The organism is Leuconostoc sp. DB-1, from assembly GCF_013414845.1.
Classification (GTDB): Bacteria; Bacillota; Bacilli; order Lactobacillales; family Lactobacillaceae; genus Leuconostoc; species Leuconostoc mesenteroides.
Genome location: NZ_JABFNJ010000001.1, coordinates 463,007 through 485,324, shown reverse-complemented (window position 1 = coordinate 485,324; position 22,318 = coordinate 463,007). Strand labels below are relative to the sequence as shown.

Genomic DNA, 22,318 nt, shown 5'->3' with positions numbered 1-22,318 from the left:
CAAAAAAAAGGATACATTTTAAAGTTTACAGCGCAAAAAAGAACCCTTACGGGTTCTTTATCTGATCTCTAAATTGTTTTACAACGGCGTAATCGCCAATGTAAGGCACATCAACACCATCTATTTTTTGATAAGGATCTTCACCCTTGCCAGCAACAATAACAATATCATTTTCATTTGCAGCAGAAATTGCTTCATGAATGGCTGCAATACGATTCATTTCATAATGCACCTCTAATTTATCATTATTGATATGCGCAGCAATCTCATGTGCAATATCCAATGGGTTTTCAAATTGTGGATCATCAGCGGTTAAATAAACTACATCAGCCAAATCGCTCACTACGTGTCCAAAATCAGCACGTCTCGAAACACCTTTATTACCTGGGGAGCCAACTACAACAAGCACTCTACCATTTGGATACTGGGCCTGCGCAAAGCTAAGTAAGGCCTGCATGGAGACAAAATTATGAGCATAATCAACAAAAGCAACCCCATGTCCATTAATTGGCAAACTAAGCATCCGGCCGGGAATAAACACTTCATCTAATCCTTTTACCATGGCTTGATGCTTAACACCAGCAAAAGAAACCAACATCATTGCTGCCATTGCGTTTGACTCATTGAAGTCTCCTGGAACATTTAAACGATACGAACCAAGCATTTCGTTGAATTCACTCTTAACAACAGTGAACCTACTTTCATGAATGGCACTTTCTTCAGAAGTAAACATTTGACGGCTGTATGTGTAGACCTTATGATGTGTTTTTTTAGCATAGGTGTAAATAGTATCAAAATGGTCTGTTTCAGCGTTGACAATCACCTCATCTGAGTGATCTAGTAACATCAACTTGTGTGCCAAATAATCTTCAAATGTTGGGTGCTCATTAGGGCCAATATGATCTGGGGAGATATTCAAGAAGGCGCCCACATCATAGCGTAGTCCATAAACACGATTTTTAAGATATGCTTGTGAACTCACCTCCATCACAAGGTGAGTCATACCATTATCAACAACTTGACGCATATCTTTAAACAATTCATATGACTCAGGTGTTGTTAAATCAGACTTTTTCTTGTCGGATGCTTGCGGACCAGTAATGCGATCAACTGTAGAAAATAAGGCTGTATGATTATTAGTTGCCTCTTTCAGCATTGTATAGGCAAAATAAGCAGCAGTCGTTTTACCTTTGGTACCTGTAAAAGCACCAATCCATAGCTGCTCCTGCGGATAGTCAAAAAAAGCCATTGATAACAAGGATAAAGCCTTTTGAACATTCGTTACTTGCCACTGCGGTAAATCAACATCAATTTTTGTTTCTGTAATTAATCCTGTAATACCATGTACATTATCCAAGTAAGCCCTTTTGAAGGCGCCCTTAATAACAAATAAAGTATTTTTTTGTACTTCTCGGGTATCATAGTGTAAGAAATCAAACGTCATATCAACGTCTGGTGCATCTAATAATAGATTATGGTCCACTAATAAATTTTGAATTGTTTCAGTTGTTAATCTCATAATTTCATTATACTAAAAAAGCTGTGCAATAGTCGCACAAACTTTCAAATGCCTTCTTATTTTTGCTTATTCACTGACAAGGCCATATCAGCACTGGCAGCAGCATTGTCACGGTAGATATGCTTATCGTCAGCCACTGCAGCATAGACCTTGGCTAATTCCCGGGTTAAAATTTCTCGAACCTCAGTCGTTGTATGTGTATCCATCAACATTTGACGTAATGCTGAAGCATGGGCGAATCCACGCAAATAAATTTTAAAGTATCTTTTCAAAGCCTCAAAGTGTTTCGTTGTTACCGTTTCACTAACTTTATCAAATAAGTCTAATTGTAGATTCAACAACGCAATTGATTCTTCTAGTGTATGTTGGCGCGATTCCTTTTCAAAAGCATACGGATTTTCAAAAATCCCTCGACCAATCATAATCCCATCAATACCTGGGTGCTCTTGGACTAATGCTATTCCCTGTGCTCTAGTTTTAATATCACCATTAATTTGGATTAATGTGTTGGGTGCTATTTCATCACGCATTGCCAGTATTTCATCAATATGTTCATAATGAGCTGGTGCTTTAGACATCTCTTTACGAGACCGTAGATGGACAGTCAGAACTGCTACCTGATGCCGTAAAATAATTGGTAACCACTCTCTAAATTCTTCTGGTTTATAAAACCCAAGCCGCGTTTTTACTGAAACCGGCAAACTACCGCTTTGAGCGGCAACAATAATTTCTTCAGCTAAATCAGGATGCCTGATCAAATCAGATCCAGAACTATTTTTAATCACTGTGCCATCTGGGCAACCCATATTAATATCAACAGCCTGATAGCCCATGCCTGCTAAAACCTCTATTGACCCAGCTATTTCTTTGGGTCTTGATCCCCATATCTGTGCCACGGGCTGTTGTTCGCCTTCAGCGACTGCTAAGCGACCCTGAACAGAAAACTTAGCTTTAGGATGAACCATCGAACTAGCATTGGTAAACTCAGTATAATAAACATCCGGTGCCGCTGCTTTGGCGACAACACGTCTAAAAACAGTATCAGTTACGGCTTCCATTGGTGCCATACTAAAAAAAGGTTGTTTGCTCTCGTGATTATTTTGTACTTTTTCAATGACTTCGTCCCAGAAAAAATTTGGTTTTAATTCTGACATTATTTTGCCTCATAAAGTTTCATACTCATAAAAATATCTCTCCCATTTTAACATGAGAAAGACATTTTCACAAAATATTAACAACCTAAAAAAGTGAATAAATGATCAATTTGATCTGCTACTAAGCATCATCATTTTTGAAATGGCTCTAAATACGCCCCTCCCTATGAATCGCACTTAAAGTGTAGAATGATCCAGTAACGACAATCAATGCCTGAGAAGACTCACGAACACGCATTGCAAGTGAGATGGCTGCCGAAGCATCATTAGCAATCTCAACCTCAATACTTGGATAGTTCGATAAGATATCAGTTGCCAATTCGTCTGCAGATAACGCTCGTGTTTTGTTATTCGGTGTGACGGTAATGACGCGCTGAACAAATGGTATAATTTCATCCAACATCTCATGATAATCTTTGTCCTTGAGAACACCTAGAATCAAAGTCGGCTTAATTTTTAAATGCCAAGAATTTAATGCAGAGACTAATCCCTGAATGCCATCAACATTATGAGCAGCATCAAACAAAATGTTTTTATCAGCATGATAATTCATCCGTCCCAACATTTTTACATTAGCAATGCCATTACGAGTCTTTTCGGTATCAAATTGATATCCTTTTTCGATCAATGCCGCTTTCGTTTTCAATACGATACTGAAATTATGAACCTGAAAAGCACCCGCCATACTTAAGAAATAACCGCTCTTGCCATTAATAATCAAATCAAGACCAGATGGTGAGGTATTAGCTATAATGATTTCATCTCGCTTATGTTCGAACCAACGTGCGCCAACTTTTTCTGTTCGCGCTTTTAATACCTTTTTGGCTTCAATATCTTGTCCCGGATAGTCGATTACCCATGTACCCGGTTTGATAATAGCAGCCTTGTTTTCAGCAATTTCGGCGATATTATGTCCCAACAAATTTTGATGGTCAATGCTAATTTTAGTAAAAACAGTTAACATTGGTGGCTCAATCGCATTAGTGGCATCCCAAAGGCCACCTAACCCCGTTTCAAAAATAACCAAATTCACTTTTTTGTCAACAAATGCCAGCAATGAAATAATCGTAAAATACTCAAAATAAGATAAATAATAAAGTGGCACATTGTGATGTTTAAAAAGAACGACTAATTGATCATAATATTTTAAAAAATCACTTTTGGATATCATTTCCCCATTAATACGAATTTGTTCACGATCGTCCATGATAGAAGGACTTGAAAAATGACCATAGGTGTATCCATTGGCCTTTAAAATTGATCCCAACATTGTGCCTGTTGACCCTTTACCATTAGTCCCAGCAATATGGATAATTTTTAACGATTTGTCAGGATGCCCTAACCACATCAACACCTCTTTTAGTACAGCTACCCTACCTTCATCAAGAATACGCCATGTGTTGTCCAGACTTTTTAACACTGTCTTGTAGCGCGTTGTAACTTTTAACTCGCTTTTATCCATTTTTTTATCCACAATCAATCTCCAAAAAAGATATTTTCATTTAAACGCTTTGGTGAGCGGTATACCGTCTAAGACGTTTTCGAATTCCACATCAAGTAATTGTGCCATAGTGGGCGCTTCATCTACTAAGCTCGCTTCTTCAATTGTGCCATGCGCAATATCTGGTCCGGCCATCACAAGGGTAGTCTGATAGCCTACTTTATCCGGTCTGAATCCATGTACTGCTTTATAGCGATCGCTTTGACCTAATTCCTTCTCATCTGTGGGTTCCACAACTACTGGCCGATCAACTTCATCTGTAAAGAAAAAACCGTTTTGCGCTTCAACAATAAAAGTGGCTTCTGGATCAATGTGCCACTTGATAATATCTGCAGAAGTATAAATCATTTCGATACCAGGTACTTGCTGTACAACAGCACGCACCTCATCCACTAATGAAAGATCTTTTATATAAATATACGTAGACCCATCAGTTGTTTTGGCTAACACTCGCCAATCATTTGCAATCAGCCCTTTGTCAGTTACAGTGAGCCAATCATTAATGGCAAATAACTTGTTTAAATGGATCATATTTGCAACGTCAATTTGAAAATGATCACCTAAAACAACGAAATTGGTTTGCTCAAAAGCACCTGCATCTTTCGTCGCTTGAATAATATCACCAAGGTTGCCATCTAATCTTTTTAAAGCCTCATAAGCTTGCTTAGAACGCACCCCATATTTGTGACGATGCGAATCCATATCAACTAGATGAATAGCTGTCATATCTGGCTTCTTGTGTTTAATTGTGTCTGCTGCGGCTTTTGTAATAAATTGGTCTAACTGTGGTTGTGCAATTCCTTTTCGAAACTTACCAAATTTTCTATTCATATCAAATAAAAAATAGGGTGAACTAGCATGAAACGACACAAAATATTGGTTGGTCCAAATTCGGTTAGGAAAAATTTCAGCGATATTCCATGTAATTGGCGCTTTGGCTGAAACCGGCCATAAAAAAGCGGCTGTTTTTAATCCCTTGTTGTGTGCCAAATCAAATAAAGTTGGTGTCTTGATGTCCCGCGCGTACCAAAACCAGTCTGGTGAATCCCCTAACTCCGGCTGGATTTTTGTATTGTTTACAATACCATGCTTGGCGGGATAAACACCAGTCATAATAGTTGTATGTGAAGGATAAGTTAGCGTTGGATAAATGCCTTCAACTTTTTTTACATGGGTTCCCCGAGCGATTAAAGCAGCAACATTAGGCATCAAATCAATGTGCTCTGCAATATCTTCAGCACCCATAGCATCAAAAGATACAATTACTAACGGGTTTTTAATAGTCATGAGTTTCTTCCTTCTCGTCAAATTACAAATATTTATATTTCATTTATTGTAGCACTGATATGAGAGACGTTCAAAAATATAACATTAGTATTTGAGTACTATACTTTAACTTAAATTCATTACTAAATAGACAATTAAAACTCAAGTGATAGACGTCTTATGATCATTTAAAATTCATATAACTATTGCACCTTATAATAATTTAAAATAGGATCACAATAAATAAGGAGAAATTTATGCCAGGGTTTTATATCATCATTTTTTCAGTTTTATTATTACTAATTTATGTGTCATTTCGTCTGAATGATGTTCACTTACTTGCATTTGTCAGCACAGTGTTGATTATCCAAATCGGATTTTGTGCCTTTGCTTTTTTCTTATTCAAACGTTTATAGTGGGGTACGCTACTAATTTTTCAGTTAAAAATCCTCTTCTGTTTTGTAAAACTTCCGATTGTCTAAGCCAAATACTTTATCGGAAAATGATCCTGAATTTGTTTTTTCTAAAGCCCCCGTCATCATTTGAATCCCCGCATCCAGCTCATCAAGTTGATGGAGAACTTCTGCTTCCATTAGTGCCGGACGAACGGGCGATCCAAACTCTAGCAAACCATGATGTGCTAGAACCACATGACGTAAAATAATCATTTCTTCACTCTGCAAATCAAAATGTAACTCATTTGCTGCCAAAACGATTTGCTCATCAATTAACGTAATATGGCCAATTAAGTTTCCTGCCAATGTATATTGTGTAGCAATTGGTCCAGAAAGTTCGATCACTTTCCCCAAGTCATGCAGCAAGGCACCAGAAATCAGCAAATCCTGATTAAGTTGCGGATATTGTAAAACAAGATTTTTTGCTAGTTTAGCAATCGACAAAGAGTGAAAAGCCAGTCCGCCTCCAAATGCGTGATGATTCATCTTTGCGGCAGGATATTTTAAAAACAAATCATTATATTGCGTAAATAACTTTCTAACTAATCGATTCCAGGTAGGATTAGCAATTGACAAGATAAAATCACTAAGTTCTTCGCTCATTTCGGCTTCTTTAACTGGCGCATGAGTCATAAAATCTGAAGGACTATCAGGTTCCCCAGCTTCAGTTAGTCTGACGTGAGTAATTTGTATCTGAGGCTGATCACGATATGATCCCCTAACGCCTTGTAAGCTAACAACTTTCCCAGGAATCAAAGTCTTAATTTGTTCATCAGTAGCATCCCAAAGATTACCAGGCAGATCTCCTGAGCGATCCGAAAACAGTATACTGATATAAGTTTTCCCTGTTTTCGTTAAACGTACCTCTGCAGCTTTGATTAATGCAAAATTATCAATATGCTCTGTATCTTGATACTCTGCTAATAATTTGTTCATCTCATGGCCCCTTACCAGCTTAATTAGTTATAATTCTATCACTTTGTCGAAGTGTTCGTTATGAATAGCAGCTGTCCAATAGATAACTTGCTGATTCCGTCCAATATCAGTTAATAATGCTATAACATTTTGTTTGCGACTTAAATCAAAATTAACAAAGCCATCATCTACTAGAATAGGCATATTAATAATATCCTTAATAACTTGGCTTAACGCTAAACGAAAAGCCACATATAGTTGTTCTTGCGTCCCGGTAGATAATTCTACTACACTAAACTTTTGTCGATCATTTCTCACGACCTGCAACGTATTTTTATCGAATTGAATGTTTACATATCGACCGGCTGTCAGTTTTTGAAAATAGTCCGTTGCTAACTGCTGCATCTTTGGAAAGCGATTTTGAGATGCATCTTGCAAGGCTTGATTTATCCATTTTACGCTCATTTTTTTTGCTAAATATTCGCCAAATTGTTGTGTCAGTTCTGTTTTTTGGTTAGCAAGATCTTGTTGTAACATCATGAACTGATCGTTACTAGTTCTTTGCTCTTGCTGAGCTTTATAATGTGCAATGTCGCTCTGCAATTCAAAGGCATGTTTTTGTAGTATCGTTAAGTGTTTTTGTTGTTTTTCCTTCTGTTCAAGCAGTTGAGTTTCATTATCATACTTTAACAGTTCTTGGCTCGTACTTTCATCAATTTGGTTCATGATATCTTGATAGCGCTGCTTTAATTGTTCATTTTTATTATATTGATCTAATGTGTTTTGCAGTTCGTGCAAATCTGTGACATGATATTCTTTAAAAATTGTTTTCTGTTCGTTCAACTTCTCAGACAACTTTTCCTGTTGTTGTTGTATTTCAGTGACAATTTGATTTTGCTGTTGCACATACATACTTCGCTTACTTTGCTCTGAAAGACTTTCTTGTTGTTGAACACTTATTAATTGCGCAATGGTTAATTCTAACGAATCTGAAAGAATCTGAATATCAAGCTTCAATGCAATTGGCTGTATCATTTGAATAAGACTGTCATATTGGCCTTCAATTTGTTCATTTAAGCTTTGAATATCCATTTTTTGTTGTTCATATTGATCCACCTCAGGCTGTATCTTCTTAATGTTTTGTATATTAAGGGGGCTGTAAGCCTTTTGAATCATTTGGCGTATTTGATTTTTCTTCTGTCGCTTATAGAAGAGACCTGCGGTTACAATTAGTGACAAAATAACCATCCACAGGGCAGGCCAGTGCATTATAAAAATACTAACGAATAAGATTAAAATTAACGCACCAGTTGACAGCAAATACACATTTGAAGAGGATAAACTTTGCAATTCACTGTCTGTTAATCCTTTCGGCACATCCCCCTCAAACTGAGCTTCAATTTGTTCCTTCTGCTTTAGCAAATTAGTTCGCTTCTCAGTATTCACTGCTAAATTTCGTTGCGCTACTTGTGCTTTTGTCAAAACCATTTGGTCGGTGTTGTCATCACTCACTTCATGAGGCACTTCAATATTTTTTAACGCTTCATTATGCCGCAAAATATTATCATTCAAAGAGTCAATTTCAATTTGTAATCGTCGTGCTTGCACGACCTGCTTTTCATCAACAGAGGGTACATTTTCGATTTCTATTTTTTTAGCTGATTCAAACAATTGGTATTGTTGTACTAACTGTTGTGTTTCTTGTAGTTGTTGACTAGCAGTAAGAATTTTTTCTTCTTGCTCATGTTGCTCACTTTCTAAATCAGTTAGTACTTGTTCTGCCAACATAAAGTCATCTAATTCAGCACTTTTTTGATGTAATTCTTCCGTGGCATTTTCATATTCTTTAATGGCAATATTTAAAGGCCTTTTATTTGCCCGCGGAGCAAATAGTTTATCAGCAGACTTATCAAATTCAGCCATGACATCTAACCAACCGGTGCTCCCTACAGCACCAATATTTAGTAGCAACTTTTGAAAATCCACTGATTTGATTTGAGATATTCGGGTTAGGTCTTCTTGGTTAAAATTAAAAATATCGTCAAATGCTTCTCTTGTAAGTGGCGATAATTTTTGTTTCAACCACTTTTCTGGATCAATAATTTCCGTTTGATTAATTAAGCGTGTAATTGTCAAAGTTGTTTTGGTACGATTCAAACGCGTAATTTTGACATCACCCTCATCGGTTTCTAAAATTAGGCTACCACCGTATTGGCTTCCGTCCTTTGTATCGTAAACATTATGACCATTTTTTTTCGTTGGAAAGCCAAACAAGACACCTACAATAAATGCTCTTAGGGTTGTTTTTCCCGACTCATTTTGTCCGAAAATAACCTGCAAACCATCCGATAAATCAAAAGCTTCTTGCGACCAACGGCCAAATCCGCTAATTTCTAAGCGTTTAATCTTCATTGTTTTGTCGCCTTTCTGCGATTAATTGTTCCATAGCATTTTGAAGTTCTTCCTGACCATCATCACTCATGAAATGCTCACGAATAAATACAGGAACTTGACTTGGCAAGTAATCAGTTATGTTAGACTCTTCAAACACCTTGTCAAGCGCCCCCGTCCAGTATTGTTGATCAATATTGTCAGAAACTAATGATAATTGTCTAGCATTAGCAACACTTAAACGAACGACCCACATGTTAGTTGGTAATTGATCACGTAGTTTGTCTAATGTCACACCGCTATTAATTCTTTCAATAATGGTTGCATCAATCTGAGCAGTTATAGTGATTGACCAAAAAGTTATTTTGTCATTTTTGAGACTGATAATTTGATCAATTAGGTCAGTCTCATCTGTCATTGACGAAATCGTCGTACTATTCCAATTAATTGGTGCAATATTTTTAAATTCTGGAATTAAACGTTGATTCTCAGAGTGAACCAAGTAATAGCCTTTGTCCCCGGTTTCTTTACGATTTAAGCCCTGTAAAACACCAGAATAACCAATAAACGGCTGCTCATTTAGCGTCTGACGTATATGAATGTGACCCAAAGCCCAATAATCATAGTTCTTTTGCAACATATCACTCAAGGAAAAAGGAGCATAAGGATCACCAGCCACACCAAGTGCACCATGATACAAGCCTATTTGATAGTCAGTATCTCCCTTGCTAGGAAAATCATCAATGATTTTTTCAGTTTGACGTTGGGTTTGGTAACTAAAGCCCGTCAGCGCAACTTTTTCTCCAGAATGAAGTATTTTAATTTTTGTTTCTACTTCTTGATGAAAAACATGGATATTGTTTGGCCAGGGCAGATGATTTCTCGTATCTGCTTCAAAGTCATGATTCCCAAAACTTAAAAAAACATCAATGTTCACATCTGAAAGTCGTTTGAATTGTTTGCTCACTACTTCTTGAATAAATGGACTATTCTCCGCTGAATTATATAAATCTCCTGGGAATAAGACAAAATCGACCTCAGCAGAAATAGCATCATCAATTAATTGCTCAAATGCCTTAATTGTTGCTGTTTGAACTGTTTTTTTAGAGTAAATGGCAACTGTTTATCCAGACCAGAAAAAGGATTGCCAAGATGCACATCACCTGCATGAATAAATTTCATATAATCTCCTAAGCGAATATTTGTTCGTATAGATAAGTATACCTAAAAAAATAATGTGATTCAACTAAAAAAGCGCTCTAAACAGCGCTTTTTGTCAGTATTTTAATGTTTAAAGTGACGTGTTCCACTGAATATTAAGACAACGCCCAATTCATCAGCCTTGGCAATCGAATCCTTGTCTTTTATAGATCCACCAGGCTCAACAATCGCTTTAATACCATGTTCTGCTGCATACTGAACAGAATCATCCATTGGGAAAAATGCATCTGAAGCTAATACTGCTTCATCAAACCCTGGCTTTTTTTCTGCCTTTTGGATTGAGTAAACAACTGAATCAATACGATTCGGCTGTCCTGCACCGATGCCTAATGTTTGACCATTACGAGCGACAACAATAGCATTTGACTTCACATGTTTCACTACTTTTTGAGCAAAAACCATTGCCTGTAACTGTTCTTTAGTAGGCTGTGCTTTTGAAACCACGGTAAAATTATTTTCAGACTCACCAACCAAATCACGCTCTTGTACAACCACCCCACCTAATACGGAAGTGACTTCCAATTTTTGTGGAATACTTGTTGTAAATGGTAATGTCAGCAAACGAAGATTTTTTTTAGCTGCTAAAATTTCATATGCTTCCGGTGTGAAGCTTGGTGCAATAATAATTTCAAGGAAAATATCATGCATCTTTTCGGCAGTTGCTGCGTCAACTTCACGATTAAGCGCTACAATACCACCAAAAATTGAAATATCGTCAGCAGCAAAGGCTTGATCCCAAGCAGCTTCCAAAGTTTGTCCCTGCCCTATTCCAGCTGGATTCATGTGCTTAACTGTAACAACTGTCGTTTCTTCATATTCAGCAATTATTCTAAGGGCTGCATCAGCGTCACGAATATTGTTATATGACAATTGTTTGCCGTGTAAAATATCAGCATTCAGAACCGAATAGGCTTCAGGTAAGGCTGTCTTATAGGCAGCAGCTGGTTGATGTGGATTTTCCCCGTAACGCATATCATCAAATTTTTCGTAAGCTAATGTTAGATTTTCAGGAAATGATGTTTCCGTCAAATAATTGGCAATCAAGGCATCATAACTGGCAGTATGTTGAAACACTTTTGCGGCTAATGACTTACGATATTCACGATCCACTTCACCAGCTTTTAGCTTATTGACAACAACATCATAATCTTTTGGATCCACAATTGGCAAAACTGATGCAAAATTTTTAGCTGCAGAACGTAACATTGAGGGTCCACCAATATCAATGTTTTCAATTGCTTCCGCCTCAGTAACACCTTCTTTTTGGATGGTTGATTTGAAGGGATATAAATTAACAACTACCATATCAATCGGTGTGATATCAAATTCTGCTAATTTAGCCATGTGCTCTGGTAAGTCACGACGAGCAAGTAAACCAGCATGGACACGAGGATGTAAAGTTTTTACACGGCCATCCAACATTTCTGGAAAATCAGTTACTTCATCAATTGAAATAACATCTAAACCGGCATCGACCAACACTTTATGAGTACCGCCAGTAGATACCAATTCATAACCTAATTCAACTAAATTTTTGGCAAAAGGGATTAAACCACTTTTATCAGAAACGCTAAGTAATGCTCGTGTCATTTTAAAAATACTCCTTCATCTATTAACTTTGCAAGTGTGTTGGGATACAGCACATGTTCAACATTATGAATACGTGTCTCAAGTAAATCAATGGTATCATTCACCAAAATTGGGACAGCTTCTTGAGCAATTATCTCACCGGTATCAATGCCATTATCCACAAAATGAACGGTTACACCGGTCTCTGAAACACCGGCTTCAAAGGCATCTAGGATGCTGTGTCGTCCCGGGAATTTAGGCAGCATGGCCGGATGGAGGTTAATAATCTTCCCTGAATAGGTATCGATTAACTTTGGCGTCAAAATACGCATATAACCAGCCAATAAAATACCATCAACTTGATCTGTTTTAAGTTGATTAATAATGACCTGTTCCGCTTCGATCTTCGTTTCATAATTAGAATATTTGATTGCTGTAGCAGGAATACCGAATAATTTCGCTAAATTCAGGGCACCAGCAGTTGATTTATCAACAATCAAACGTACGATTTCAGCATTCAGATTTCGTTGTAAAATAGCATCATTTAATGCTTGAAAGTTGGTCCCCGTACCAGACGCAAAAACTGCTAACTTTACTTTTCTCACCATGGTTCATTACCTGTAAAGACAACTCGATCGTTCTGAGCAGGCGTTATTTTACCAAGCACGTAGGCTGTTTGATTTTGATGAGTTAATAAGGTCATTGCATCTGCTAATTGTTGTGGCTTTACAATCAGAATCATACCTAATCCATTATTGAACGTCAATAGCATATCTTCTAAAGATAAATGTCCTTTAGCTTGTAGTTCGTGGAAAATAGGCAAAATTGGCCATGAACCCCAGCTTATTTCAGCAGAAACATTATCGGGCAATGCTCGAGGTAAGTTCTCTATGATTCCTCCACCAGTAATATGCGCCATGGACTGCACAAGGTTGGCTGCAACAACCGGCCAAACAGATTGAGCATATAAAGCTGTTGGAGTCAGTAAGGTTGCCTTTGTCTCAGGAGATAATTGATTAAAGTCGTCATCCGACTGAACACCAAAAACCTGACGTACTAGCGAATAGCCGTTAGAGTGAATTCCAGAAGATGGCAAACCAATCAAAACATCTCCTTCAGAGACATTTTTTGCAGACAATAATTGTTGCCGCTCTGCAATACCAACAGCAAAAGCTGCTAAGTCATAATGTTTTTCCGCGTACAATCCTGGTAGTTCAGCACTTTCACCACCAATTAGAGACATATTTGATGCTTTGGCGGCTTTGGCAATGCCAGTGACAATTTCAGCAACAACTTCTGGTCTCATCTTGTCCACAGCTAAATAATCCAGTAAGAAAGCTGGCTTTGCGCCCTGAGCTAAGATATCATTAGCCACCATCGCTACTAAATCTTGTCCAATTGTATCATGTTTATCCGCAGCGATAGCCAACAGTAGTTTTGTTCCTACCCCATCAGCGCCTGAAATCAAAACCGGATCAGTGTATCCTTTTCCTAAAGCAAATGCAGCGCCAAAACCACCAATACCGTCAAGCACTTGGTCATTATATGTATCTGCAACTGCATCTTTCATTAAATCAACAGCACGTTCTCCAGCCTTGATATCGACGCCAGCTTTCTGATACGCATTTTTCTCACTCATATTTCCACCCCCTGAATTGTTTGTGAATCTAAATGGATAGTGCCATCTGACAAAAGCTCCTGATGTCGCAATGAAGCCACTTGACGGGGATGATAAGTGGTTACTGGTTCAGGAACAAAATCAACTTCTCCAGAACGAACAAATCGGTCTAAACTGGCTTTATAATCATAAATTGGACTTGGATAATGCCCATCAAAGTAAGCGGTCGTTAGCCCGGTTCCTTCTCCATCATATGGTAAGTCAATTGCCTTAACCAGTGCATCAACTGACAAAAATCCAAGTGAATCAGCTTCAATCATTTTTGTCATTTCAAGCAATGAATGATTTGCGCCCATCAGTTCTTCTGTTGTTTGCATATCAATACCATAAAATGACGGAAATTTAAATATAGGACTCGCAATTCTTACATGAACTGATTTAGCACCAGCTTCTTTCAGCATTCGCACGATAAACATAGAGGTTGTTCCACGAACAATTGAGTCATCTATCAAAACGACATTTTTATCAACAACAACGTCACGGACAGCGCTTAATTTCATACGAACGGCTCGTTCTCTTTTATCTTGTGTTGGTTCAATAAATGTACGCGCAATGTATTGATTTTTTACTAACCCCATCTCATTTGGTAAACCACTGGCTTCAGCAAACCCAGCGGCTGCACTCAAACTAGAGTTCGGAATGCCAACAACAATGTCTGCTTCCGGAACCGGCTGTTCTGCTGCTAAAGCTGCCCCCATCCGCTTACGTGCCTTGTGTACATTCACACCATAAATCATTGAATCAGGGCGAGCAAAATAGATATATTCCATCGAGTCAATATTTAAAGTGGTTTTATCAGTATATGTATCGATGGTTAAACCATTGTCGTCGATCGCGATTAGTTCGCCAGGTTGTACATCGCGTACGAACTTGGCACCAACAACTTCAATAGCAGCTGTTTCAGATGTAACAATGTAGTGACCATCCGGCATTTGACCAATGACAAAAGGTCGAAACGCGTGTGGATCCAACGCAGCAAACATTCCATGTGGCGTCAATAGCAAGAACGCAAATCCACCATGTACAATGTTTAAAGCTTCTTTTAGTTTATCAATAAATTTGTCTGCTTTAGATCGGCGAATTAAATGCAATAAAATTTCAGAATCAGAAGATGATTGAAAAATGGCCCCTTCTTCTTCCAAATTTTCACGTAATGTAAGGGCATTTGTCAAATTACCATTGTGCGCTAATGAGATTTGCATGTCATGAAAATTCACCATCAAAGGTTGGATATTTTCTAACCCATTAGATCCAGCTGTGGCATAACGCACATGACCAATAGCACTTTTCCCAGATAATGCTTCAATGCGAGATGTATCTCGAAAAACATCACTCAGTAGACCTAAACCACGTTCTTGCCACAAATGACCATTATTGTTAGCAACAATACCAGCACCCTCTTGACCACGATGTTGTAATGCATGTAGTCCATAGTATGTTAATTGCGCCGCATCGGATCGACCCCAGACGCCAAAAATGCCACATTCTTCATTCAAACTACGCACATTAAGACGTGATGTTTCATTTTTTTGTTCGTTCATCATCGTTACTCCGCGTTTAGTTTCCATGCGATACTCTCCTGGTAGATTTTCTTCGTTTCGCTTAATGACAATTGAATATCGCTTGTTGTCGTTGTAATATTAATCGTATCATCTGCAGTAACCACACCTAATTTTATTACTCGGTCACCGGCTAGTGATTCAAATGTTGTCCTATTTTCAGGTGACACACTGACTACAAAACGACTTGGTGTTTCCGAAAATAAATACTTATCGGCTAAGTCTACCGAGATATCAAAACCAAGATTTCCAGCAAAGGCGCTCTCAAGAAGACCAACGACTAATCCACCTTCAGATAAATCATGCGCACTATTAAGCAGACGTTGATCAGTGACATCTAGAATGAACTGTTGCGCTGCTAACTCGTCCTCATCATTAAAATCAAATAATTGACCGGCAATATGTCCTGTTTGCATCTTTTGAATTTCTGAACCGTTAAAGCTATCTTTCGTTCGCCCTACAAGATAAATGTTATCGCCTGCTTTTTGAAATGCCGTTCGTGTTGCTTTTGTGATATCTTCAAGCAAACCAACCATGCCAATCATTGGTGTGGGATAAATTGCTTGCCCATCTGTTTCGTTGTAAAGAGACACGTTTCCAGAAATAATTGGTGTGTCAAGATGTTTAGCCACGCCATTAATCCCAGCAACAGCTTGATCCAACTCATAATAAACTTCTGGATTATCCGGTGAACCAAAGTTCAAGCCATCTGTGATGCCAATTGGCTTTGCCCCTGTGGATACAATGTTTCTAGCCGCTTCAGCAACTGCCATTTTGGCACCCACACGTGGATTGAGATATAAATAACGAGCATTGACATCTGTTGTCATCGCTAATGCCTTTTGCGTATCACGAATACGAATCAACGCCGCATCTCCACCAGGCTTAATAGCCGTATCAGCGCGCACTTGAGAATCAAAGTGTCGGAACAACGATGCTTTAGAAGCAATTGTTGGTTGTGCGAGTAATGTTAATATTGTTTCTTTGACGTTACCCATGTCTGGCTCAAATTGTTCATCTGTAAAGTTCGCCAATCTTGCCGGTTCAATCATTGGTAAGTCTTGCTTTGGCGCATGCGTTAAGAAATCAACAGGCACATCTGCAACAACTTCATTTTTGAAGTTTAATCGATAACGACCATCATCGGTAACTTGACCAATGATTACAGCATCTAAATCAGCCGATTGGAACAAATCAATAATAGCTTGTTCTTCACCCTTTTTAACAACCAGCACCATGCGTTCTTGCGACTCTGACAACATTAGTTCATATGGCGTCATTCCTGTTTCACGTTGAGGGACCATATCCAAGTTCAAGTGAATACCCATGCCTGCTTTAGCAGCCATTTCAGAACTCGAAGATAGGAGTCCAGCTGCACCCATATCTTGAATGCCAACAATAATATCAGAATGTTCACGAATTGCTTGGAGCGTTGCGTCCATCACCAACTTTTCCAAGAATGGATCGCCAACTTGAACAGCCGAACGATCAGATTTTTCTGCACTTGAAAACTCAGCAGAGGCAAATGAAGCGCCATTAATACCATCACGACCAGTTTTAGCACCAACATAGATAATTGAATTTCCTATGCCTTTAGCTTGTCCAACTTGCATAGCATTTTGGTCCATCAAGCCAACAGCCATAACATTTACCAATGGATTGCCAGCGTAAACGCCATCGAAACCAATTTCGCCTCCCACTGTGGGAATACCAATCGCATTACCGTATCCCGCAATTCCTGCTATGACACCGTCAACAATATGTTTTGTATGCGCATTGTCCAATTCACCAAAACGTAGCGAATCCAGTACAGCAATAGGTTGGGCACCCATTGAAAAAATATCACGTAAGATACCGCCAACTCCGGTTGCTGCCCCCTCATACGGTTCAACAAATGAAGGATGATTATGACTTTCAGCCTTAAAAACAACTGCTTGATTGTCACCAATGTCTAAAATTCCAGCACCTTCACCTGGTCCCTGTAAAACCCGTTCGTTGGATGACCAGAATTTGCGCAAAATTGGCTTTGATTTCTTATAAGAAACGTGTTCCGACCACATTCCTGAAAAAATGCCTGTTTCAGTAAAATTAGGTAGACGCTTTAACTCCTTAACAATCAAATCATATTCTTGTTCTGTAAGCCCCCACTCTATATAAATTTTACTGTCACGTACTTCTTCGGGTGATAATTCATTTGTTGTCATTATATTAGGCTCCTGCTAGAATGCCGCTCAAAATACTTTTGAAAAAGTTCTTACCATCTTCGTTACCAGTCACTGCATCAACTGCACGCTCTGGGTGTGGCATCATACCAAAGACGTTACCATTTTCATTCATAATCCCCGCTATATCATGTGCTGATCCATTGGGATTATCCACATATCGGAAAACAATCAGATTATCCTCTTCAAGTTTCGTCAATGTTTCTGCATCGGCATAATAATTTCCTTCTGCATGTGCCACAGGAATATTAATTATTTCTTCAGAATCATAAGTATTTGTATAAGCAGTGTTTGGATTTGCAATTGAAAGTGCTATCTCATCGCAAATAAATCCTGGTTTTTTATTTGTTAATAGTTGTCCAGGTAGCAAACCAGCTTCTGTCAAAATTTGAAATCCATTACAAATGCCAACAATAAGCTTGCCATCATTAGCCGCCTGTGTCACAGCACTCATGATTGGTGAAAAACGGGCAATCGCTCCTGTACGCAAATAATCTCCGTATGAAAAACCACCTGGTAAAAAGATTGCATCATATTCTTTCAAATTATTATGTTTTGCAGAAACAATTTCTGCATCAACACCAAATTCTTGCAATGCATGTAACATGTCAAAATCACAATTTGATCCTGGAAAACTAATAACCGCAGCTTTCATGATAGTACCTCGTCCTCATCTACCAAAGATAAATCAAAGCGGTAGGTTTCGGTATTTTGATTGATTAATAGGGCATCAGTGAAACTTTCAACTTCTGAAGTAGCAGCATCAACATCGGTCGCTTTCAGCTTAATTTCAAAATATTTTCCTTGTGATACTTGCTCGATTCCGCTATAATCCATACGATTTAACGCAGCTTTAATCACTTCACCTTGTGGATCAAGGATTGATGGCTTGTATGTGACATATATTTTTGCTAAGTACATATTATTTCTCCAAATTTTCTAAACGTGATAGAACATCACGATAACCAACAGTAACATCACCAGCATGTTTTCGAAATACATCTTTATCAAGTGACTTACCTGTTTTTTGGTCGACCAAACGCATATTATCTGGTGACAATTCATCAGCCAAGATTAACTTTCCCTCACTATCACGACCATATTCTAATTTAAAGTCGACTAAGTTAATATTAATTTCATCAAATATTTCTGTGAGCGCTTGATTAACTTCTTGGGCATATGCACGTAATTTTGTGAGTTCAGATAATGTGGCAAAACCAAGAGCTAAAATTTGAGAATCATTCATGAAGGGATCATCCAGCTCGTCTGATTTATAGTAAAATTCTTGAACAACTGGTGTTAATTTTTGCATTGGCGTTGCGTTAAATTTACTTACAAAATGCCCTGATGCGTAGTTTCGCGTAACCACTTCAATGGGCAAAATCTCAAGGGCTAAGTCCAATTCGTCTGTTTCAGAAACCGAAGAAAGATAATGATTTTCAATGCCCTGACGTGTTAAATGTTCAAATAATATATGCGAAATTGCACTATTCAATTGGCCTTTTTCTGGTATATTTTCATGTACCTTACCATTTAAAGCTGTTGCTTGATCCATATAATGAACCCACAAAATTGTAGGATTATCTGTGAAATAAACTTGTTTCGCCTTGCCTTGATATTTCAGTTCTCCGCGAGTCACTGTTTTGTCTTCGTATTCAGTTGCGCTGCTCATGCAAGTCACCCCATTCTTTTAATTTTCGACCATTTTCTGTTCCTAATACCGTAATATGTCCCATTTTACGATTAGGTTTAACAGCCAATTTACCATAATCGTGAAAATGCCACTCAGGATGATGAATTAAATCTTCTCTAGCTTGTGTTAACTCATCGCCCAACAAATTCAACATTGTAGCAGGGCTTTGCAACTCAATTTTTGGTATAGGTAGACCGACAATACTTCTAATATGTCCTTCAAACTGTGATACATTTGTCGCTTCAATACTATAATGTCCAGAATTATGTGGTCGCGGTGCTAATTCGTTAACCCATACTTCCTCGTCAGCGACAAATAACTCAATACCAAGTACGCCACGCAATTTAAGTGACTCAGCGATATTCTCAGCAATTGCTTCAATTTTATTCTTGAGTGTTAATGAGATGTCGGCAGGTGCTGTTGTCGTTTTTAAAATGTGATTTTCATGAACATTTTCGACAATCGGCCAGGTCACAATTTGCCCATCTTGGGAACGTGAAACCATAATACTTAGCTCTTGTTTAAAATTCACAACTTGTTCTAAAATTAATTGCGTATCTGGAAAATCTTTTTCAAGATTAACAATATCTTGCACTGTATTAATTGACCACTGACCATGGCCATCATATCCTCCACTCACTGTTTTTAAGATAGCTGGTAAAGTTACCTTTCGTAAATCTTCGGGTGAATTTACTTCAATGAAATTTGTGACTGGTACTTTAGCATCATCCCGAATAAACTTTTTTTCAGTAATGCGATCGCTTGTAATTCTTAGTAGTTCTGTACCTTGCGGCAATTCTGCATCGCTTTGCTTATTCAATGCATCTCGATCAACATTTTCAAATTCATATGTTAACACTTCACTTCGTCGTGATAATTCATTTAATGCTTCGACATCATCATAATCAGCAACTATCTGAAAATCTGATACTTGCCCAGCTGGAGAGCCTTTCGTGGGATCCAAAATTCCGACACGGTACCCCATTTCTTTTGCAGAAAGAGCCATCATTTGACCAAGTTGGCCACCACCAATAATACCAATCGTTGCCGGCGGTAAAATTACTCCCGTCATATCAATTCTGCCTCGCTTTCAATAGAAGTCTTTGTTTGGCGTTCTCGATATTCATTCAAGGCCTGCAATACGTCATTATCATTTAAAGCAATAATTTGTGCGGCTAGAATTGCCGCATTTTTTGCACCTGCATCACCTATTGCAACTGTTGCAACGGGAACCCCCGCTGGCATTTGAACAATAGAGAGTAAAGAATCCAGTCCATTTAGTGCCCGTGATTGCATCGGCACGCCGATGACTGGTAGCGTTGTATTAGCTGCCAGCATACCAGGCAAATGAGCCGCGCCGCCGGCACCAGCAATAATTACTTGAAGCTTATTGTTTCTTGCTTGTGTGCCAAATGATTGTAATTCTTGAGGCATGCGATGCGCTGAAATGACGTGTTTTTCGTAAGTAACACCTAATATATCCAAAATTTCTGTCGTTTTTTTCATGCTGGACCAATCACTAGTTGATCCCATGACAACTGCAACTTGAGGCATATTTTTCTCCAATGTGTACAATTTTTGTGATTTGCAAGGTTATCGTTCGTTTACAATTACAATTTAACAGATTTTTATACATTTGTGTTCGTTTTAAAATAAGAAAATTCACAATAATTAAAAAATAGTTCGTATATAACGAACGTTTTTGACATTTATTTGTTTTTATCCGAACGTTAGCGATGTATGCGTTTACAAAAACATCAAAACTGAACGTTCGTCTAAAATTTTGAGCAATAAAAAAGAAGCATTTCTGCTTCTACGAAATTAATACTTTTCTAAATATGAATCTGTTTCCCATTGAGAAACATACTGACGATATGATGTATATTCAATCTTCTTTGCTTCAATAAATTTGTCAGCAATATGTTCACCAATCGCTGCACGGACAACGTCATCAGCTGCAAGTTCACGAACTGCCGCCAACAATGTGTCTGGCAAATCCGTAATACCGGCACGCTCACGTTCAATTTCATCCATCAAATAAATGTTTTTATCAACTGAAGCCAATGGTTCCAACTCACGCTTAATACCATCTAATCCTGAAGCAAGAATTGCTGCAAGAGATGTGTAAGGGTTGGCCGTTGGATCTACTGAACGCAGTTCCAAACGTGTTGATTGCCCACGTGATGCTGGAACACGTACCATTGGTGAACGGTTTGAAGCTGACCAAGCAACATAAACTGGTGCTTCAAAGCCAGGCGTCAAACGCTTATATGAGTTAACAGTTGGGTTTGCCAAAGCTGTAAAGGCTGTAGCGTGTTCCAAAACACCACCCAAGAAGTTATAAGCTGCTTTTGAAAGTCCCATTTCATCAGAAACATCTTCAAATGCATTGCCTTCTTTAGTAAACAAAGACATGTTTGTGTGCATACCTGAACCATTAATGCCAGCAACTGGTTTTGGCATGAATGTTGCAAAGTAACCATTCTTACGCGCAATTGTTTTAACAACGAGCTTAAATGTCTGAATGTTATCTGCCGCTTCCAATGCTGATGCATACTTAAAATCAACTTCGTGTTGACCTTCAGCAACTTCGTGGTGAGCTGCTTCGATTTCAAAGCCCATCTTTTCCAATGTCAAGACGATTTCACGACGAACATTTTCACCCATATCCAAAGGTGCCAAATCAAAGTAGCCACCCTTATCATTCAATTCAGTGGTTGGGTTTCCTTTTTCATCAAGCTTGAACAAAAAGAATTCAGGCTCAGTACCAACATTAAATGAAGTAAATCCAGCTTCACGTGCTTCTGTCAACACAGTACGTAGTGCGTGACGAGGGTCGCCAGCAAATGGTTCACGATCCGCTGTATAAATATCAGCAATTAATCGTGCCACCTTACCGCCGTGTCCGTCAGTCGCCCATGGGAAAATCATGAATGTGGACAAATCAGGATATAGATACATATCTGATTCATTAATACGCACAAATCCTTCGATAGATGAACCGTCAAACATCAAATCATTATCTAACACTTTATCTAACTGTGATGTGGGCACTTCGACATTTTTAATAGCGCCCAAGACGTCTGTAAATGTTACGCGGATAAACTCCACGTTTTCGTCTGCCACGATTTGCTTAATTTCTTCTTTGGTAAAAGTTTTGCGAGCCATGATTGTC

General features: G+C 38.4%; 17 protein-coding genes and 1 pseudogene. All 18 read right to left on the bottom strand.

What is annotated here, in order from left to right:
• Nucleotides 1-46: 46 nt before the first annotated feature.
• Nucleotides 47-1,519 (bottom strand): UDP-N-acetylmuramyl-tripeptide synthetase, encoded by a 1,473-nt coding sequence (gene murE, locus HFP47_RS02295; RefSeq protein ID WP_014324511.1) that lies wholly within the window; start codon nt 1,517-1,519, stop codon nt 47-49.
• Nucleotides 1,520-1,575: 56 nt separating this feature from the next.
• Entirely contained in the window at nt 1,576-2,673 is a 1,098-nt protein-coding gene (locus HFP47_RS02290; protein WP_042252928.1) for a tRNA-dihydrouridine synthase, read from the bottom strand.
• A gap of 148 nt (nt 2,674-2,821) precedes the next feature.
• A complete protein-coding gene (locus HFP47_RS02285) occupies nt 2,822-4,135 on the bottom strand; it encodes a folylpolyglutamate synthase/dihydrofolate synthase family protein (protein WP_153245357.1) in 1,314 nt (437 codons plus the stop codon).
• A gap of 36 nt (nt 4,136-4,171) precedes the next feature.
• Nucleotides 4,172-5,461 (bottom strand): alkaline phosphatase family protein, encoded by a 1,290-nt coding sequence (locus HFP47_RS02280; RefSeq protein WP_042252927.1) that lies wholly within the window; start codon nt 5,459-5,461, stop codon nt 4,172-4,174.
• Nucleotides 5,462-5,880: 419 nt separating this feature from the next.
• The gene (locus HFP47_RS02275; RefSeq protein WP_025267931.1) at nt 5,881-6,831 is read right to left on the bottom strand and encodes a 3'-5' exoribonuclease YhaM family protein; all 951 of its coding nucleotides are present in this window, start codon (nt 6,829-6,831) and stop codon (nt 5,881-5,883) included.
• A gap of 27 nt (nt 6,832-6,858) precedes the next feature.
• Nucleotides 6,859-9,222, bottom strand: a complete 2,364-nt coding sequence (locus HFP47_RS02270; protein ID WP_179875965.1) for an AAA family ATPase — start codon at nt 9,220-9,222, stop codon at nt 6,859-6,861.
• Nucleotides 9,212-10,383, bottom strand: a pseudogene (locus tag HFP47_RS02265) (exonuclease SbcCD subunit D). Before HFP47_RS02265 ends, HFP47_RS02270 begins: the two are co-directional and overlap by 11 nt.
• Nucleotides 10,384-10,485: 102 nt before the next feature.
• Nucleotides 10,486-12,012, bottom strand: coding sequence for a bifunctional phosphoribosylaminoimidazolecarboxamide formyltransferase/IMP cyclohydrolase (gene purH / locus HFP47_RS02260; RefSeq protein ID WP_042252920.1), 1,527 nt, complete (start codon nt 12,010-12,012; stop codon nt 10,486-10,488).
• Complete coding sequence (purN, locus tag HFP47_RS02255; RefSeq protein WP_115231026.1) at nt 12,009-12,599, bottom strand: phosphoribosylglycinamide formyltransferase; 591 nt, start codon at nt 12,597-12,599, stop codon at nt 12,009-12,011. Before purN ends, purH begins: the two co-directional genes overlap by 4 nt.
• Complete coding sequence (gene purM / locus HFP47_RS02250) at nt 12,593-13,630, bottom strand: phosphoribosylformylglycinamidine cyclo-ligase (protein WP_011679515.1); 1,038 nt, start codon at nt 13,628-13,630, stop codon at nt 12,593-12,595. The genes purN and purM overlap by 7 nt, the downstream gene beginning before the upstream one ends.
• Nucleotides 13,627-15,237, bottom strand: coding sequence for an amidophosphoribosyltransferase (purF, locus tag HFP47_RS02245; protein WP_115231025.1), 1,611 nt, complete (start codon nt 15,235-15,237; stop codon nt 13,627-13,629). Before purF ends, purM begins: the two co-directional genes overlap by 4 nt.
• Complete coding sequence (gene purL, locus HFP47_RS02240; RefSeq protein WP_179875964.1) at nt 15,216-17,432, bottom strand: phosphoribosylformylglycinamidine synthase subunit PurL; 2,217 nt, start codon at nt 17,430-17,432, stop codon at nt 15,216-15,218. The genes purF and purL overlap by 22 nt, the downstream gene beginning before the upstream one ends.
• A gap of 4 nt (nt 17,433-17,436) precedes the next feature.
• Entirely contained in the window at nt 17,437-18,105 is a 669-nt protein-coding gene (gene purQ, locus HFP47_RS02235) for a phosphoribosylformylglycinamidine synthase subunit PurQ (protein WP_042252914.1), read from the bottom strand.
• Complete coding sequence (purS, locus tag HFP47_RS02230) at nt 18,102-18,371, bottom strand: phosphoribosylformylglycinamidine synthase subunit PurS (RefSeq protein ID WP_004164272.1); 270 nt, start codon at nt 18,369-18,371, stop codon at nt 18,102-18,104. Before purS ends, purQ begins: the two co-directional genes overlap by 4 nt.
• A gap of 1 nt (nt 18,372) precedes the next feature.
• The gene (locus tag HFP47_RS02225; RefSeq protein ID WP_038534119.1) at nt 18,373-19,122 is read right to left on the bottom strand and encodes a phosphoribosylaminoimidazolesuccinocarboxamide synthase; all 750 of its coding nucleotides are present in this window, start codon (nt 19,120-19,122) and stop codon (nt 18,373-18,375) included.
• A complete protein-coding gene (gene purK, locus HFP47_RS02220; RefSeq protein ID WP_042252909.1) occupies nt 19,106-20,215 on the bottom strand; it encodes a 5-(carboxyamino)imidazole ribonucleotide synthase in 1,110 nt (369 codons plus the stop codon). Before purK ends, HFP47_RS02225 begins: the two co-directional genes overlap by 17 nt.
• Nucleotides 20,212-20,697, bottom strand: coding sequence for a 5-(carboxyamino)imidazole ribonucleotide mutase (gene purE, locus HFP47_RS02215; RefSeq protein ID WP_042252907.1), 486 nt, complete (start codon nt 20,695-20,697; stop codon nt 20,212-20,214). The genes purK and purE overlap by 4 nt, the downstream gene beginning before the upstream one ends.
• Before the next feature lie 267 nt (nt 20,698-20,964).
• The gene (gene glnA / locus HFP47_RS02210; protein WP_011679509.1) at nt 20,965-22,311 is read right to left on the bottom strand and encodes a type I glutamate--ammonia ligase; all 1,347 of its coding nucleotides are present in this window, start codon (nt 22,309-22,311) and stop codon (nt 20,965-20,967) included.
• Nucleotides 22,312-22,318 lie beyond the last annotated feature (7 nt).

What these genes read in the sequence shown, in the direction of transcription:
- murE (WP_014324511.1), bottom strand. Translation starts at nt 1,519, where the DNA reads ATGAGATTAACAACTGAAACAATTCAAAATTTATTAGTGGACCATAAT.
- HFP47_RS02290 (WP_042252928.1), bottom strand. Translation starts at nt 2,673, where the DNA reads ATGTCAGAATTAAAACCAAATTTTTTCTGGGACGAAGTCATTGAAAAA.
- HFP47_RS02285 (WP_153245357.1), bottom strand. Translation starts at nt 4,135, where the DNA reads ATGGATAAAAGCGAGTTAAAAGTTACAACGCGCTACAAGACAGTGTTA.
- HFP47_RS02280 (WP_042252927.1), bottom strand. Translation starts at nt 5,461, where the DNA reads ATGACTATTAAAAACCCGTTAGTAATTGTATCTTTTGATGCTATGGGT.
- HFP47_RS02275 (WP_025267931.1), bottom strand. Translation starts at nt 6,831, where the DNA reads ATGAACAAATTATTAGCAGAGTATCAAGATACAGAGCATATTGATAAT.
- HFP47_RS02270 (WP_179875965.1), bottom strand. Translation starts at nt 9,222, where the DNA reads ATGAAGATTAAACGCTTAGAAATTAGCGGATTTGGCCGTTGGTCGCAA.
- purH (WP_042252920.1), bottom strand. Translation starts at nt 12,012, where the DNA reads ATGACACGAGCATTACTTAGCGTTTCTGATAAAAGTGGTTTAATCCCT.
- purN (WP_115231026.1), bottom strand. Translation starts at nt 12,599, where the DNA reads ATGGTGAGAAAAGTAAAGTTAGCAGTTTTTGCGTCTGGTACGGGGACC.
- purM (WP_011679515.1), bottom strand. Translation starts at nt 13,630, where the DNA reads ATGAGTGAGAAAAATGCGTATCAGAAAGCTGGCGTCGATATCAAGGCT.
- purF (WP_115231025.1), bottom strand. Translation starts at nt 15,237, where the DNA reads ATGGAAACTAAACGCGGAGTAACGATGATGAACGAACAAAAAAATGAA.
- purL (WP_179875964.1), bottom strand. Translation starts at nt 17,432, where the DNA reads ATGACAACAAATGAATTATCACCCGAAGAAGTACGTGACAGTAAAATT.
- purQ (WP_042252914.1), bottom strand. Translation starts at nt 18,105, where the DNA reads ATGAAAGCTGCGGTTATTAGTTTTCCAGGATCAAATTGTGATTTTGAC.
- purS (WP_004164272.1), bottom strand. Translation starts at nt 18,371, where the DNA reads ATGTACTTAGCAAAAATATATGTCACATACAAGCCATCAATCCTTGAT.
- HFP47_RS02225 (WP_038534119.1), bottom strand. Translation starts at nt 19,122, where the DNA reads ATGAGCAGCGCAACTGAATACGAAGACAAAACAGTGACTCGCGGAGAA.
- purK (WP_042252909.1), bottom strand. Translation starts at nt 20,215, where the DNA reads ATGACGGGAGTAATTTTACCGCCGGCAACGATTGGTATTATTGGTGGT.
- purE (WP_042252907.1), bottom strand. Translation starts at nt 20,697, where the DNA reads ATGCCTCAAGTTGCAGTTGTCATGGGATCAACTAGTGATTGGTCCAGC.
- glnA (WP_011679509.1), bottom strand. Translation starts at nt 22,311, where the DNA reads ATGGCTCGCAAAACTTTTACCAAAGAAGAAATTAAGCAAATCGTGGCA.